The following is a 14607-nucleotide window of genomic DNA, read 5'->3' as shown; positions in this document are numbered from 1 at the left end:
ATGAGGGGGGAGTTTATGATGCATCATGTATGTGTGCTTATCTTTGTTTGTTCAAGAGAAGGAAAAAATGAAAAAGCCACCTTCTCCTTTGACGCTCAAATGGCCGATATGATTTTAGGTCGTAAAGGGATTACTCCATTACTGCAGGGAAAACATCATAGTTGCGCGCTTGCTGGGTGCTGCATCCTATCGCCTGGGCCAGATCGATGGTGCGCAACTAGCTGCAAAGAGCCATGTAAAACTTCCAAGTACAAATAGAGACTTCTCTCAATCTACAACCTCTTTTCTCTCACAGAGGCGAAGATTCTGAGCCTGAATCTGCTTTCTTGCGCCCATACATCCACCATCTTTTTTTCTCGCCAACCCTCCACCTTTGCATCTGTGTTATAAAGTAGACTCGTGATCCAGAAAAAAAGCTTGGCCAGCTTGGATCACAGAGCATGCATGCACCTGAACAGTGGATCTGTTTCTCAGAGAGAAGGAGCATCTTACATGTCCGTCATCAATGTTCAAGGTCTGACGATGATTTATAAAGCCCCCGTGCGGAAAGAGGGCTTACAGGCTGCTTTCACCTCGTTGTTCAAGCGCAGCTATCGTGAGATTCGCGCGGTGCAGGGTATCTCATTTGAAGTTACAGCGGGTTCGGTTGTCGGTTTTATCGGCCCCAATGGGGCCGGAAAAACCACGACATTGAAAACCCTGAGCGGTATTCTCCATCCAACCGAAGGCGAGGTCAGCGTGCTTGGCTATACCCCCTGGAACCGCGAGCCTGCCTTCTTGCGCAACCTTGCGCTGATTCGCGGGAGCCAACCTATTGGCGGACCTGTCGAGCTCACAGTCCTCGACTCGCTCCGCTACCAGCAGTTGATCTATGAAGTGCCTGACGAGGCTTTTAAGAAGAACCTGAATGAGCTGGTGGAGATGCTTCATCTGGAGCCGCTGCTCACCCGCCAGATACGCGCGCTTAGCCTGGGCGAACGCATGCGCTGCGGACTGGCGCTCTCGCTCCTGTATCGACCGCGCGTCCTTTTTCTCGATGAGCCGACCCTTGGACTGGATGTAACGGCTGTGGGCATGATGCGGCGCTTCATCTCCACCTATAGCCATCAGACAGGTGCAACCATCCTGCTTACCAGCCACTATATGGCCGATGTGGAGGCGCTCTGTGGGCGCATTCTCCTGATTGACCAGGGTCAGCTTAAATACGATGGCAATCTAGAGGATCTTTCCACCAGACTCTCTCCCTACAAACTCCTCAAGGTCGCGGTCTCCTGCGAGACACCCCCGGCCTGGGAAGACTACGGCGACGTGCTGGAAAAAGAGAATGGCAAGGTCTCCCTGCGCGTCCATCGCGGGCAGATTGCCGCGACCACTTCCCGCCTGCTCGCAGAATTGACGGTTGCTGATCTATCGGTCGAAGATCCGCCGCTGGAGAGCGTGATCGATCAGGTCTACCGGGAGGGCATCGCATGAAACGCATCCTCCACTTACTCTTGATCTCGACCAAGCGCGAGATCCTGCAATGGCTGGCCTGGCGCTCCTTCCTCCTTACCATGATAGTGAACCAGGCAGTGACTCCACTCCTCGGCCTCATCGTCTGGTCGGTGGCGCTTCCAGGGATCGGCCAGATCACTACGTATTATGTGGCATTACTGATAGTCCAATTAATGACGGTTTCTTATGAGTATCACACCTTTTCTGCTGGCATCTATAGAGGTACGCTCAGTCAGGAGTTGCTCAAACCGCAACCAGTGGTGCTAGGGCCGCTTGGCACCAATCTCGCACTCCGCATCTGGCATCTGCTATTCGGCTTGCCCATCATCATCTTTGTGGGGATTATCTCCAAAACAGTCGTTGACCTGCGCATGGTTCTGCTTGCATTTCCCGCACTGCTTCTAGCGGCAACGCTGCGCTTTCTCTTCACCTATCTGCTCGCGCTCTCGGCCTTCTGGAGCCAGAAAGCGGATAACATTGTTGGTTTTGGAGAGACGCTCCTCTTCCTGCTAGGCGGTTCAGCGGCTCCAATTATCCTTTTTCCGTCAGCTCTGCGTCCGTTGGCCGAGGCTTTGCCGTTCCGAGCCATGCTCGGTTTCCCGGCAGAGATGATTAGTTCCAGCCTGAACAGCGCGCAGATCCTTACCGCCTACAGCTGGCAGGTGCTCTGGACGTTGATGTTTCTGCTCGTTGTGGTGTTCGTCGAGCGCTCCGGCCTGCGCCATTATATCGCGATTGGAGGGTAAACCATGCGCTATTTGAAGCTGCTTGGCGCGAGTTTCTCGCTCTCATTACGCCAGGAGATGGCGTTTCGCACGAACCTGTTTTTTCAGGTGCTGATGACGATTATGAGCATCGTCTCTGGACTGGCCGTCCTGGGAGCTGTTTATGCGCAGACCCAGACGCTGGCTGGCTGGAATCTGGGTGAGTCTGTAGTCCTGCTTGGCACTTTTCAAGTCATTGGCGGCATTTTCCAGACCTTTATCACTCCGAATCTGAACTGGTTTGCAGGCAAGGTCAAGGATGGCACACTCGACAGCATTCTCATGCAGCCGATATCGAGCCTCTATATGGCCAGCCTGGGCAAATGCGCCCCGCTCGTACTCACACAAGTGGCAACAGGGCTACTGGTTGTGCTTTTGGGACTTCGCGAGTTGGGTATACTGCCCACGCTTTGGGGATTGCTGAGCTGGCTTATACTGGCGGCGATGGGTGTTATTGTTGCCTGGGCCACACGCGCGCTCTTTAGTAGCTTGGCCTTCTGGGCGCCCTCTGTCGAGCTGGGTGTCTTCTACGATGCCCTTTGGCAGTTCGGGCGCTACCCGGTCACGATCTACCCGCAGCCGTTGCGTTTCCTGCTCACCTATGTCTTGCCGTTCGCCTTTATCGCTACCTTTCCCACCAGCGCTCTACTCGATCGCACCGACCCACGGCTACCCATCCTGGGTCTGGTGATCAGTGCTTTCGCTTTGACGTTGGCACACCTGGTTTGGCATGCCGGCCTGCGCCGTTATACCAGCGCGACAAGCTAGATAAAATGCCGCACACAACAGGAGTTACCCTGATCGATCAAGTTGTGAAAGCATCGTTCTCTCCTCTTGGAAAATTGCTGCTAGTGTTTCTCGAAGAAGTCACGTCCTTGCGAAACAGGTGAGAATTGCGATTCGCGCCTGTTTTCGCTCTGAAGCAGAGAGCAGCCACGACCAGGACCACAAAAAAATGGTTGAAGCGGCATGCCTTGAAGCAACCGGCATGAGGGTGTGATCAATGATATTCACACCCGTCTCAATTGAGGTATACAAGCGCGAGTGCGAGAAGAAGATAGAGAATGATGGGAGGATAAGGATACCCACACGTGAGTTGTTATCTCCGTCACAACGCGCCAACATGCTGTGCCTTCCCGACGATCTCAGCGATCAGCTTCTGCCCCGCTATTGCACACTTTCCAATGAGGAACTTGCGCTCATCTAATAACGCAAGGATCGGTTTTTCTTTTAGATCTCTTTATTCATGAAGCAGTTGCGTAATCTGTTCAATATGATCGATATCGTGCATGATCACTTGCAAAACCGCTTCCTTGAGTGTGATAGGAAATTGCTTCCCATGAATACCTTTCCTCATCCATTGCTCTTCCTGTAAATCGTTCAGGGTTTGAAGAAATGCTTGACGCGTGGTAAATAACGAATCTAAAACGGTTATGATATCCTGCTGCTTATACTTCCCTTCGCGAGCAAGCTCTTCATTGCTCTCTGGTATGGGTATGAGAGGGCACTCTTCCGTAAGGATCAGGAAGGCGCGACGGAAGAAGATCTCCTCATAATCACGCAAATGACAAAGGATCTCAATAATACTCCATTCGTGTGCATCATGAGAAGTTTGCCGTGCCTGTGATGATGTGACATCACGAAGCAATGTCTGAAGAATGCGCGGTGTTTTCTGTAATGAGCGAAGTAATCGCCAGGGTGTCATCAGTTCCAGAGAGCTTGTAGCTGTCATATATATTGGTTCCTTCTGCAAATAGAGCAATAACGCTAGAACAAGATTTTATACTACCTTGTCAGCTTCATATTTGCAATATTGTGCCAGTACCAATAATGGGCCAATGGAAGAACCAGGTTATCTGGTTGAAAATCGTTATGTTTTAGGTGAAACGATCCCAGTAATTGCTTAGCTTATTAAGTGTAACTGTAGTGACGCTTGCGGACCCGGTCCCTGATGCTGACGATGCCCGTCCCATCCGTATTTTACCCGTCCGTACCATGCGCGAGGAGGAACGTTCATGACTCATCCTCTTTTCAGAAAAGAGATCTTTGTCGAGACCGCCTTCGCTCGAAGGTTCCAGAAGATGCTGCAAGATGCCTGGGACAATCGTTCCTGGCACCTGCTCGTGGCTGATCCGGGGGCTGGCAAAACGATGAGCATCCGCGACCTGCAAAAACGGGCTGGCGGACGATCCGTTCTCGCGGTGGTGGCCCCCAAAAACAATGACGATGAACAGGCGTTAGGTGACCAGTTTTTGGCAGCTTTAGGTCTCCCGATCCGAGGGCATTGGAGCACGCGTAAGCCCAAACTCATGGGGCACTTGCACCAATACGGCACGGAATTTTTGATTGTTGATGATGCCCATGATCTCTCGCTCGAACACCTGATGCTGCTCAAGGAAGTGACAGACCAGGGACGGTTGCAGTACGATCATCCGCTGGGATTGTGTTTGGTGGCCGCAGGGCGCGGAGACACGATTCCCTTGAAGGAAACATTTGATTTGCCCGATCCAACGTGGCTGCAATTCCGTCGCCGTTTCGATAAACTCGCCCCTTTTTGCCGTATCGCTAGCCACACCTCCGAAGAAGTCCGTGATATCCTCTCTACCTTGGAGCAGGAGTACCGGCAGCTCTTTCCACAGCTCAACATGCGCCAATGGACGAGCAGCATCTATGGCTGGCTCACCAATCCAGTCCTCGACCCGACACGTTCAGGCCGTGTCACGATGGACAATCTCATGAAGTTGGTGACGACGGCTCTGGAACGGTCGTATCTAGCGGGGGACACGGAAGTCAGAGCCGAGCGGTTCAAGTCCGCCGCAGCACTGCTGGTTCTGCGCCATGATACGCTCAAGCTCATTGATGGAGCAGGCCCAGAGGCTCTCCCCCAAGATCAGAACCAGGCAGAACCAGCACGTGTGAATGGGAAAGAGCCTGAACAGCAAGCTGTCTCGGAAAACGCCGTGCCGAACGCAACGAGCACAGTGGAAACGGTGGGAACGGCGCAAGAACAGGAGACGTCGCCCAAAACAGCCAACTGCACGTTTTCTGGAGAACGGGTTCCCATTGATCTCAAACGATTTACCAACAGTGGCATCAGCCTGGTGGAATGTCCTGACTGTGGAAGAATGCGTTCGCTCTCCCCGGTCAAAGGCGTCCTCCGGTTCAAATCGCACACTCGACGCAAGCAGCAGACCCCTCTGACAGAGAAACGTTGGTCGGCCACAGGAAAAACAGACTGGGATGTTGTCGGCGGGGAGATCCGCATCTCAAATCACGAGGGGTGAGAGTTGTCGTGAACGATGTGCATGCTATCAGATGAACAGAAGAGAAAGAGAGGTACCGTGATGCCTGACGCTCTATATGCATCGCCGTTTGTTCTCATACCAAGTCCGAACATCACCCATGGAGAAAATCGTTCCCCAAAGGAGAAACTACAACATGCTTTTTACCTCTGAGGTAAGATCGTCCGACTCGTCTTTTGTCCAGGCGATCTGGCGCACTCAAAGCGAGGGCACTGGATCGTTCATTTCTCCTGCTGCAATCCATTGGGACATGCTCGTGATGAGATACAGGGGGAAGACGACCTTCGCCGTGCAGGGGCCGGAAACGAAAGCCACCCGTGCATCCGTCCCGGCGGATGCCGAGTGGTTGGGCATCACGTTTCAACTGGGGACCTTCATGCCGGATTTGCTCCCCATCCGTCTCCTGGATAGACACGATGTGAACCAGGCTCTCGCAACCGGGAAATCCTTCTGGCTCTCCGGCTCGACCTGGGAAGTGCCAACCTACGAAAATGCCGACACCTTCGTCAATCGCCTGGTGCGCGCCGGGTTGCTGGTGCACGACCCGCTGGTCGATGAGGTGATGCGGGATGATCCACTCGACCTCTCCGCCCGCGCCTTGCAGTACCGTTTCCGGCGGGCGACCGGGCTGACGCACAAAACCGTGCAGCAAATTCAGCGCGCCCGGCAGGCAGCCACGCTGTTAGAGCAAGGCTGCCCTATCCTCGATACGGCCTCCCATCTCGGCTATTTCGACCAATCCCACCTCACGAACTCGCTCAGGCGCTACATTGGGCAAACTCCCGCGCAGATTTCGCGTGCCCAACATCTGGAGTAATTGCGTTTTTTTCCAAGACGGTGCCTTTTTCTCGAAGTATCATAGGTGCCAGTGGCAGGAAGGCGCTGAGCCGGAACTGGCGGCTGGCTGGTCTTCCCTCCTTTCACTTCTATATATGACGAACTGAGGGGGTTCTATGAGCAAGGTTTACGCCGAACTATCGATGTCATTGGATGGGTTCATCACCGGACCGAACGTGCGCGTCGGCAATGGGATGGGGGATGGTGGGGATCGGCTTCACGACTGGATGTTCGACGCGAAGACGGAGACTGACGCGAAGATCGTGGATGAAAAGTCTGCCACGACTGGGGCGGTCGTTATGGGGAAACGGATGTTTGATGTCGGATTCGAGCCCTGGGGCGACCCCCCGCCGTTCAGGATGCCGGTGTTCGTAGTGACTCACGAAGAGCGAGATCCCCTGCCCATGCAGGGCGGTACAACCTACACCTTCGTGACGGATGGGATCGAGGGTGCGCTTTCGCTGGCGCGTTCTGCCGCAGGCTCTAAGAACGTCGGCATCTGGGGTGGCGCGAACATCATCAGGCAGTATCTGAAGGCCGGGTTGCTGGATGAGCTGCGAATCCAGCTCATCCCCATACTCCTGGGCGACGGCATCCGGCTCTTTGAGGGTCTCGACCCTCTTGGGATCGAACTAAGGAAGGCGAGTTCAATCGAGACACCGGGCGCCACCCACTTCCGGTTCGAGGTGGTGAAGCGGCGCACGTAATCGCCGCGCTCCGACACACTCCTATGTAGTGGTGAAGACGCGCATGAGGAGCGGGCGGAGCATATTCAGCTCGCGCACGAGCGGATTTGATCGCGCACAAAGGATGCGATCCCCCCTGCGCTTCCGTGCTCTCAAGTAATTCCAGGAAGCGCAGGCATATCCAGGCTCGCTCCGGTTTGGTCTTCGCTTCCTCATCCGTTTGAGATGGACGCCTTCCTCACCCTGATCCGGCAAATCCTTCTGCGAGAACGAACGCAAGCCTTTCTTTTCCCCTCCAATTGACAAAATTTCAGTGAGGAAAGTCTGACGAAGAGCGGTTTTGTCCAGGAACGTGTGTCCCAGTGTCCAGGATTGAGGGCAATGTTGCACGTTTGCGGGCCAAATCCGTCCACTTCGTAGGGCATTTACCAATTATCTCCCTTCACAGCGTCGATCTCCAGCAGGAAAAGGATGAGCCACTTTTAGTTTACAAACTACAAAGCTCATCCACAAAGTGCGTAATCAACTTCCCAAGCTCTTGTGGTTGCTCTAACTGAGCATAATGAGAAGTCTTCTCAATAACCCTTAAGCGACTATTGGGAATCAGCGCCACGATCTTCTCGCGTAAGAAGTCCGGTGTCATAGGATTATCAGCCTCAGGCGCGATCACCAATGTTGGTGTCATAATACGCTTTACTTCATCCGCGAAATTCAGTTGTCGCCAGGAGTCGAAACTTTCCAGGCACGCTTCCGGTTTGACGGTCATGCTTGAGTCAAGCAACATCGTAAACGTTTCTGCTGCCAGAGGATTCGCAATAAAGACCTTCCATAGAGCCTCGGTCTGACTACGATTGCCTGCCGCACTGCGGAAAAAAGCTTGAAAATCGGCAGGGAGTTCCAGTCCACTGGCGGGAACGGACGCAATCACAATCAATCCCACCAGCAATTCGCAGTGGTCTGCGGCAAAGCGTTGGGCGATTGCTCCCCCCATCGAGTGACCTACCAGCACAAAATTCTTTAACTCAAGGCTTTGCACCAGGTTAAAAAGGTCTTCGCTATGCTGTTCAACCGTATAGGGGCCAGGAGCAGCATTCGATGCACCAGCACCACGTAAATCAACGATAATGAGCTGATATTTCCTGCTTAGCTCATCAGCCACTAAATTCCAAACAGCACTACTCACCTGCCAACCGTGAACCAGTACGAGCGTTTTCGTTCCCGAGCCCTTGCGGGTATAATGTAGCTGTATACTGTCATTGGTGGTTATGTATGCCATCGTTGCCAACCTTTCTTCTCATTTCACTTCAAATTGTACAGGTAAGGACCGTACGCCGCGAAATCGGAAAACGTCACGCCATTGTGGCTCATCGATCAGTAATTGCATATTGTGCGTGCGCCGAAGCAGCGTAGAGAATGCAATATCGGCCTCCAAGCGTGCGGTTGCGGCACCAATACAATGATGTAAGCCGTAACCGAAGGTTAGATGTGCATTTTTCTTGCGCGTAATATCAAACATATTCGACGCTTCAAAAACATCAGGATCACGATTAGCTGCGCCAGATAGAAACACGAGCACCTGTCCCTTCTTGACAGATTGATCGAACAGATCAAAATCGCGTCGGGCCATACGGAAGGTATACTGCATAGGGCTCTCATAGCGCAGCGTTTCTTCAATAAAACCCACCATCAGCGAGGGTTGGCCACGCAAAAGTGCCAGTTGATCGGGATGACGGAATAAACAGAGCATGCCATTGCCAATCAAATTACTGGTTGTTTCATATCCCGCGAACAGAAAAAAAGACGCACTGGGCATACAACTCATCCTCGCTTAGCACATCACCCTCTTCCTCAGCCGCCACCAGAAGAGACATCAAATCCCGGCCCGCGTGTCTACGTCTCTCTGGCAGTAGCTCACGAAAATAATTGGTCAGTTTCTCAAGAGCATCTTTGGCATGCCGCGCCGCCTCCACTGTCGATGAAGCGTTGCCCAAAAACATGGCAAGTTCGTCCATCCAACGCACAAACAGCGTGTGATCTTTGTCTGGTATACCCAACATGGCACAGACAACCCGCACTGGCAGTAAATAGGCGAAATCGCTCATCATGTCGAGCCGTCCCTCAACCATACCCTGAGCGAGTAGATTATCGACAATTTCCTGTACACGGGGCCGAAAACTATTGAGCACTTCGGAAGTGAAGCCCTTTTGCAAGAGGCGGCGAATACGCAAGTGCTTCGGGGGATCAATGAAGGCTAACCAACGGGCCAGGTATTCATCCAGGCTACGTAGTTCAGCATGATACTCAGGCGGAAACTGCGCAACCAGACCACCGGCCTTCTCCGTGGTCAATCGCTCACTATCGCGCAGGAGTTCAGTATTATCTTTGTAATGAGGCAGCACCCATGCCCCACCAAAGAAATCCGGCAACCAGACCACACGCCCACGTTTCATCCATTCATAATACTGCGGGTAGGGGTTCGCAATGAAAGCACGGTCAAACATTTCTATTGCCTCATCTACCTATCATGAGTTCATCTGGGATCTCATCAGTATATCATGCGTGTATAAGGTGTAGCAAAAGGAAGAGTATTCACTCAGGGCGAGTTCATTTTCGGTGAGAGAAGTATAGGAGCAATCCAGTCAGACTCTCATTGTATGCTACAGATGATGTACACTCACCATAGATGCTCGACACACGATAGTCTTCCCTTCCCCACTCCCTCACCTGCACTTCGCACACCTATGCCGACGCGCCACCACATGTTCCACACCCAAAAAGCGCGTGCTCCCTTACGACGAGAACACGCACTCCACACATTTGCGCTCGATCGCTCCAGCTATCCTCGCACCGGCGAACGGTTTCGCCAGTTTGACGTTCCGCTCGAGCGGCTCCTGGAGGCATTGAGCTTTCCTTGGCTCTTCTTCCCTGCCAACGTCCAGCTTTTCCATTTTTTAGAATGACTCATTGTCAAACAACAATGGATCTTGATCGTGCCTCAAAGGCTTTCAAGATGGATTCTCAGGTCCGCCCCCGATGCTAATGTTCCCTCGATATACAGGATTCGGTCCCCACCAACATTGCTGTTGCCTGGAATAAGATTGCCCGTGAAATGAAATTTATTATCGGTGCAGTATCGAACATGATCCCCGTCAATGTTGTTTTCCTGCCAAATGCAAAAGTTCGGGTTGAAGGCCATAGCAATCTGAATGCGGTGATTGTAGAAGTCAGCCGCACTGGTACACCAGGGAATCCACATATCATGGACATATGTATCACCAGGGGTAATTTCCACACCAGGCATCGGACGGTTCTGCGTATCCCCTGGATTCTCCGCATTATAGACATATATGGAAAACGCACAATTATTTTTTACCCTTTTAATGTTCGTAATAGCCATAGGACTCTCTCCTCCTTGCAACAAACGGGAATACCATACATACGGGTACAGATAACACAAGCTAGGATGCTTGCCTGCCATACAGGCCGGCACAACATGAGCTTTGGGGGATACTGATACATGCATTAACAGCTCTATCGGCTCCTGGAGGCGTTGAGCTTTCTTTGGCTCTCCTTCCCTCCCAATGTTCAGCTGTTCCATTTTTCAGGATGACTCATTGCCAATCAACAATGGGTCTTGATCGTGCCTCAAAGGCTTTCAAGATGGATTCTCAGGTCCGCCCCCGATGCTAATGTTCCCTCGATATACAGTATTCGGTTCCCACCAACATTGCTGTTGCCTGGAATAAGGTTGCCCGTGCAATGAAATGTATTATCGGTGCAGTATCGAACATGATCCCCGTCACTGCTGTTTTCCTGCCAAATGCAAAAATTCGGGTTGAAGGCCGTGGCAATCTGAATGCGGTGCTTGGCGAAGTCGGCCGCATTGGTACACCAGGGAATCCACATATTGTGTCCATATGTATCACCAGGATGAATTTCCACACCAGGCATCGGACGGTTCTGCGTATCTCCTGGATTCTCCGCATTATAGACATAAATGGGAAACGCACAATGGTTTTTTACCCCCACAATGTTCGTAATAGCCATAGGATGATCTACCTTTCTTTTTTATGTGTAACCCTACTCGCTTGCTGCGAATACTCAGCACACCGCACGAGATCGCTCGTGTGTGGCTCTGCCGGGCAGGAACACCGGTTCCTGACCTGTTCCATGCACCTGAGATGCATACTCACGGATTGCTTTTCTGCGAAACGATCCATGATTCCCTGTCCATGAATTTACGGCTGCATAGTCAGCCGACGATCCAAATTCACGAGGTTGATGTGTTCACCGTGAACCCATACGATTCCTTCTGACTGAGCACAAAGAGGCACCTTCCGTACCACCAGTGCGTTCACGTCGCTTTCCTCTAGTGTAGATCCTTTTTTGTTGCAAGAAGATAGCAAATTCGTATCATTCATGTATCAACATACATACACCAAAACTACTAGCCTGCATTACAAGGCACATGCGCGGTCTTACCACCAAGGACACCAGAACCATCCGATCCACCAACCACGACGCAGTTCCAGATTCTCTAGCCGCCATCAGCGTCGCAGTCCTCTCGCACTCCCCTCGTTCTCAATCCAGCGGCGAACACCTCCTCCTTTGCTCCCGCACCACGCCTATGCCACAGCACATAGGTCGTCGCGTCATCACTTTTGCCAATCGCCACGAGCCGTGAGGAGTTGTGGCAAGGCGCGTTCCTGCATCTCCTGAGACACATTGCATAGAACTGCATCTTCGAGCTTATCTCTCACCATCCCCATCACCACGAAGCATCGCTCGCCGCCACGAGTCGTGAGTAGTCGCGAACTCGTCGTGACGAGGCATCGGGAAGCGTTGGAAGACCAGAGCAGGTGGGGGTTCTGGCGGAAGGAGCAAGCACCTTCTTCACCTGCTCACTCTCTCTACCTGCTGGACCACCAAAAGCGGAAACCCTTCACCCCTCAAAACACATCACGTTGCTCAAAGATTGTTCCTGGATAAGGCACCCCAGAATGGACAGCACGATGAGGAGATTCTTCCCCACGCTCTCCTCACCTGGCAGGTACATGTGTCGTCACGTCGTCCTATTTCCCACAAAAAAACGCGTGCGCTCCTGCAACGAGCACACGCGATCCTTCCTCCCTATCATGCCACTACACTCAGCACTCCCAGCCTGGCCACCACACTCCCATGCTATCCTGGCGGCGGTATTTCCAACGACTGCAATTGCAGAGCTGCTTGAACACGTCCAGCTCCTCCTCTGACGCATGCAAATACTCTCTCAAACAATGCTCATACGTCCAACGTCCCACCTGGGTATGGAATACAAAATCCGGGCTCGACAACCACCGCTCAATCACCGGCGTCGCCAGCTGCCGCCTCAGAAACACCACAAAGACGAGACACACGCAACAAAGTCCTTTAGGAAAATAGCACATAGCTATCATGCCACGCAGCCCTCAAAGGAAATACCTCTATACGAAGCTGATACGTCAATGATACGCCATTGCTATCTTCTTCTCATCAAAAAGCAGCTACACTAAAGGAAAACCAGGTAAGAGCCATATCGTCACGACAAAGTAGCAGCACAGTAACTCGAACGCAATCCTGATAGGGCATCTACCTACTCTCTTCAAGGAGGAGAATACAGACAAATGGATTTGAATGACTATACACGCCGTCGCTTTCTTCGCGTCATAGGGGGCGTCAGTGCGGCCGCGATGGGCATGAACATGCCGTTACCAGTTCATGCCCGGCCCTCCCCCACTGCATGTGCATCATGTACGGGGATTCGTGTGCTTGCCCCATCAAAATTTGATTCCCATTCCCCCACAAAGCCTCATGCACGTTTGGCCGCATCAAGTGCCGCATTTGTTGGATCAACAGCACATTTTACCGTGTATTATGACCCGAGCAACCCTGATTCGTTGGGGGCAGCCCAACGCCTATTGAGCAATGGTGAAGCAGGATATAACGCGATACAAACCGTGTTTGCGCCTCTGGATACGACCTGTTCAGTGACGATGCTTCTAGATGGTGGCCCGGGGAGCGCCTATCATTATGGATGCAGCGACAATCAAATTTTCTGTGATTATCGCCCTTACTATGGCGATACGGAGGCGGTTGATTTGCCTCTCCTGGCAACCCTGGCAGAGCTGATAGAAGTGTTTAGTGCGCTGCAAGCCAAAGGATGGAATTGCGCTTCGACCAATGGTGAAGCGCTCTCCCGCGTTCTCGCCATGCGGCAATACCCTTACATGGCCTTTGGCTATGTGACCAGTGCTACCTGGCTTGATAGTACGCGACCGGATTATATTACCGCCAACAAGGCAGGCAGCGGCGCCGATGCGGATGACATCTCCAATGGGTGCGGCGTGCTCTTTTTAAACTGGCTGGCCTATGAGTTGGGATATAGCTGGCGAAGCATCGTCCAGGCAGGCGCGACGAGCCTGGCACAGACCTATACCAATCTGACCGGGCGCACAGATGGGGCGAGCCGCTTTTTCACTGTGATGCAGACCCGTTTCCCTGTTGGACAACCCTCGCAGCTGAAGGTCGATAACCCGTTTCCCCTTCTGGGCATGCGCTTGATGTATCTTCACCAGGATGGGAGCCCGATGTTTTTGCTCCGCCACTATGACGGGAACTGGTCAGCCACGCCGTTGCTGACAAAGCCAGGAGCCCATTTTAGCGCCATTGGGTGCACCGCGGTCACCCATCGCCTTTCCAGGCTCACCGAGTTCCACCACTGCGGCATCAGCAATACTACCCTGCTGCACCAGGTCGTGCTTCCCAGCGATAGTATTATCGCCGACGCCCCGATCAGTTTCCCTCACGCTTTAACCTCGTTGTCCTGCACCAGTGATACCCCGGGCAATCTCGTGGTAGCGCTCAGCGACTCGTCCGGCGGTGCCATGCTGATGACGCGCTGGGAACCCGATCGCTACGATGATATCGCCACCTGGAGCGGGCCGATCGACGTGAAGTCTTCGGCTGGCAATCCCGGCTCTGTATCAGCGATCTCCTGTGCCAGCCCTGCCGACAACGAATTACATGTGTGTGCCGTGACCAGTGACGGGAATCTCTGGCATACGATCAGGCATCCTAATGGGGCCTGGGATGCCTTTGGATATGTAAAGGGGCAAACGGGCAATCCTGGACCCATCCATGCCGTGGCCTGCGCGAGCCCGAATCCAGGGGAGGTGCATATCTGCGTTATCACGAGTGATGGCCGCTTCTGGCATACAATCAGGCACCCTAATGGGGCCTGGGACCTTTTTAATACCCGATCTGGTTTCCCCAGTCCTGCCATCGCTGTTGGCTGTACCCGGACGAGCCTGGCCGGTGAGTTACAGGTCTGCATTGTCGGACAGGATGGGAGCCTCTGGCATGCGATCCGACATCCTAATGGCGCCTGGGACCCCTTTGGGTGGGTAGAGGGACAGGTGCCTGACGCGACCCCTGCCACCGCTGTCGCCTGCGCCCAGGCCAGTCTCTGGTAGAAACAACGTGGAGGGCACAGGCGCCCCTCCACGC

General features: G+C 53.0%; 13 protein-coding genes. 7 read left to right on the top strand and 6 right to left on the bottom strand.

The genetic code is table 11. The features are described 5' to 3' along the window. Positions 1-492: 492 nt before the first annotated feature. The 3 genes from AABA21_RS13210 to AABA21_RS13200 are packed head-to-tail and all read left to right on the top strand — an operon-like array spanning position 493 to position 3026. The gene (locus AABA21_RS13210) at positions 493-1473 is read left to right on the top strand and encodes an ABC transporter ATP-binding protein (RefSeq protein ID WP_338250669.1); all 981 of its coding nucleotides are present in this window, start codon (positions 493-495) and stop codon (positions 1471-1473) included. Continuing rightward, positions 1470-2240 carry an ABC-2 family transporter protein gene (locus tag AABA21_RS13205; protein WP_338250667.1) on the top strand — a complete coding sequence of 257 codons (771 nt, stop codon included), beginning with the start codon at positions 1470-1472 and terminating at the stop codon, positions 2238-2240. Before AABA21_RS13210 ends, AABA21_RS13205 begins: the two co-directional genes overlap by 4 nt. Before the next feature lie 3 nt (positions 2241-2243). Beyond that, the gene (locus tag AABA21_RS13200; RefSeq protein ID WP_338250664.1) at positions 2244-3026 is read left to right on the top strand and encodes an ABC transporter permease; all 783 of its coding nucleotides are present in this window, start codon (positions 2244-2246) and stop codon (positions 3024-3026) included. Between the two features lie 472 nt (positions 3027-3498). On the opposite strand, the gene AABA21_RS13195 is transcribed toward AABA21_RS13200, so the two are convergent. Then, complete coding sequence (locus AABA21_RS13195; protein WP_338250661.1) at positions 3499-3990, bottom strand: DinB family protein; 492 nt, start codon at positions 3988-3990, stop codon at positions 3499-3501. Between the two features lie 283 nt (positions 3991-4273). Here AABA21_RS13195 and AABA21_RS13190 point away from each other — a divergent pair, with 283 nt between their 5' ends. The 3 genes from AABA21_RS13190 (at position 4274) to AABA21_RS13180 (ending at position 7104) form a co-directional block, all read left to right on the top strand. Further along, complete coding sequence (locus tag AABA21_RS13190; RefSeq protein ID WP_338250658.1) at positions 4274-5542, top strand: ATP-binding protein; 1269 nt, start codon at positions 4274-4276, stop codon at positions 5540-5542. A 154-nt stretch (positions 5543-5696) separates the two neighbouring features. Continuing rightward, a complete protein-coding gene (locus AABA21_RS13185) occupies positions 5697-6377 on the top strand; it encodes a helix-turn-helix domain-containing protein (protein ID WP_338250656.1) in 681 nt (226 codons plus the stop codon). A gap of 136 nt (positions 6378-6513) precedes the next feature. Beyond that, positions 6514-7104 carry a dihydrofolate reductase family protein gene (locus tag AABA21_RS13180; RefSeq protein WP_338250654.1) on the top strand — a complete coding sequence of 197 codons (591 nt, stop codon included), beginning with the start codon at positions 6514-6516 and terminating at the stop codon, positions 7102-7104. A 466-nt stretch (positions 7105-7570) separates the two neighbouring features. Here AABA21_RS13180 and AABA21_RS13175 read toward each other — a convergent pair whose 3' ends face one another. The 5 genes from AABA21_RS13175 to AABA21_RS13155 all read right to left on the bottom strand — a co-directional run bounded on the left by AABA21_RS13175 (position 7571) and on the right by AABA21_RS13155 (position 11130). Beyond that, on the bottom strand, positions 7571-8359 hold the full coding sequence (locus AABA21_RS13175) for an alpha/beta fold hydrolase (protein WP_338250652.1): 789 nt from the start codon (positions 8357-8359) through the stop codon (positions 7571-7573). 18 nt (positions 8360-8377) lie between these two features. Beyond that, positions 8378-8896, bottom strand: coding sequence for a cytochrome P450 (locus tag AABA21_RS13170; protein WP_338250649.1), 519 nt, complete (start codon positions 8894-8896; stop codon positions 8378-8380). Beyond that, on the bottom strand, positions 8859-9584 hold the full coding sequence (locus AABA21_RS13165; protein ID WP_338250647.1) for a cytochrome P450: 726 nt from the start codon (positions 9582-9584) through the stop codon (positions 8859-8861). The genes AABA21_RS13170 and AABA21_RS13165 overlap by 38 nt, the downstream gene beginning before the upstream one ends. 494 nt (positions 9585-10078) lie before the next feature. Then, a complete protein-coding gene (locus AABA21_RS13160) occupies positions 10079-10480 on the bottom strand; it encodes a hypothetical protein (RefSeq protein WP_338250645.1) in 402 nt (133 codons plus the stop codon). Positions 10481-10728: 248 nt separating this feature from the next. Then, the gene (locus tag AABA21_RS13155; RefSeq protein WP_338250643.1) at positions 10729-11130 is read right to left on the bottom strand and encodes a hypothetical protein; all 402 of its coding nucleotides are present in this window, start codon (positions 11128-11130) and stop codon (positions 10729-10731) included. Between the two features lie 1595 nt (positions 11131-12725). Here AABA21_RS13155 and AABA21_RS13150 point away from each other — a divergent pair. Beyond that, positions 12726-14573, top strand: coding sequence for a PLL family lectin (locus tag AABA21_RS13150; RefSeq protein WP_338250640.1), 1848 nt, complete (start codon positions 12726-12728; stop codon positions 14571-14573). Positions 14574-14607: the final 34 nt, after the last annotated feature.

It is taken from the genome of Dictyobacter halimunensis (assembly GCF_036245075.1).
This window is presented reverse-complemented; position numbering and strand designations above follow the sequence as displayed.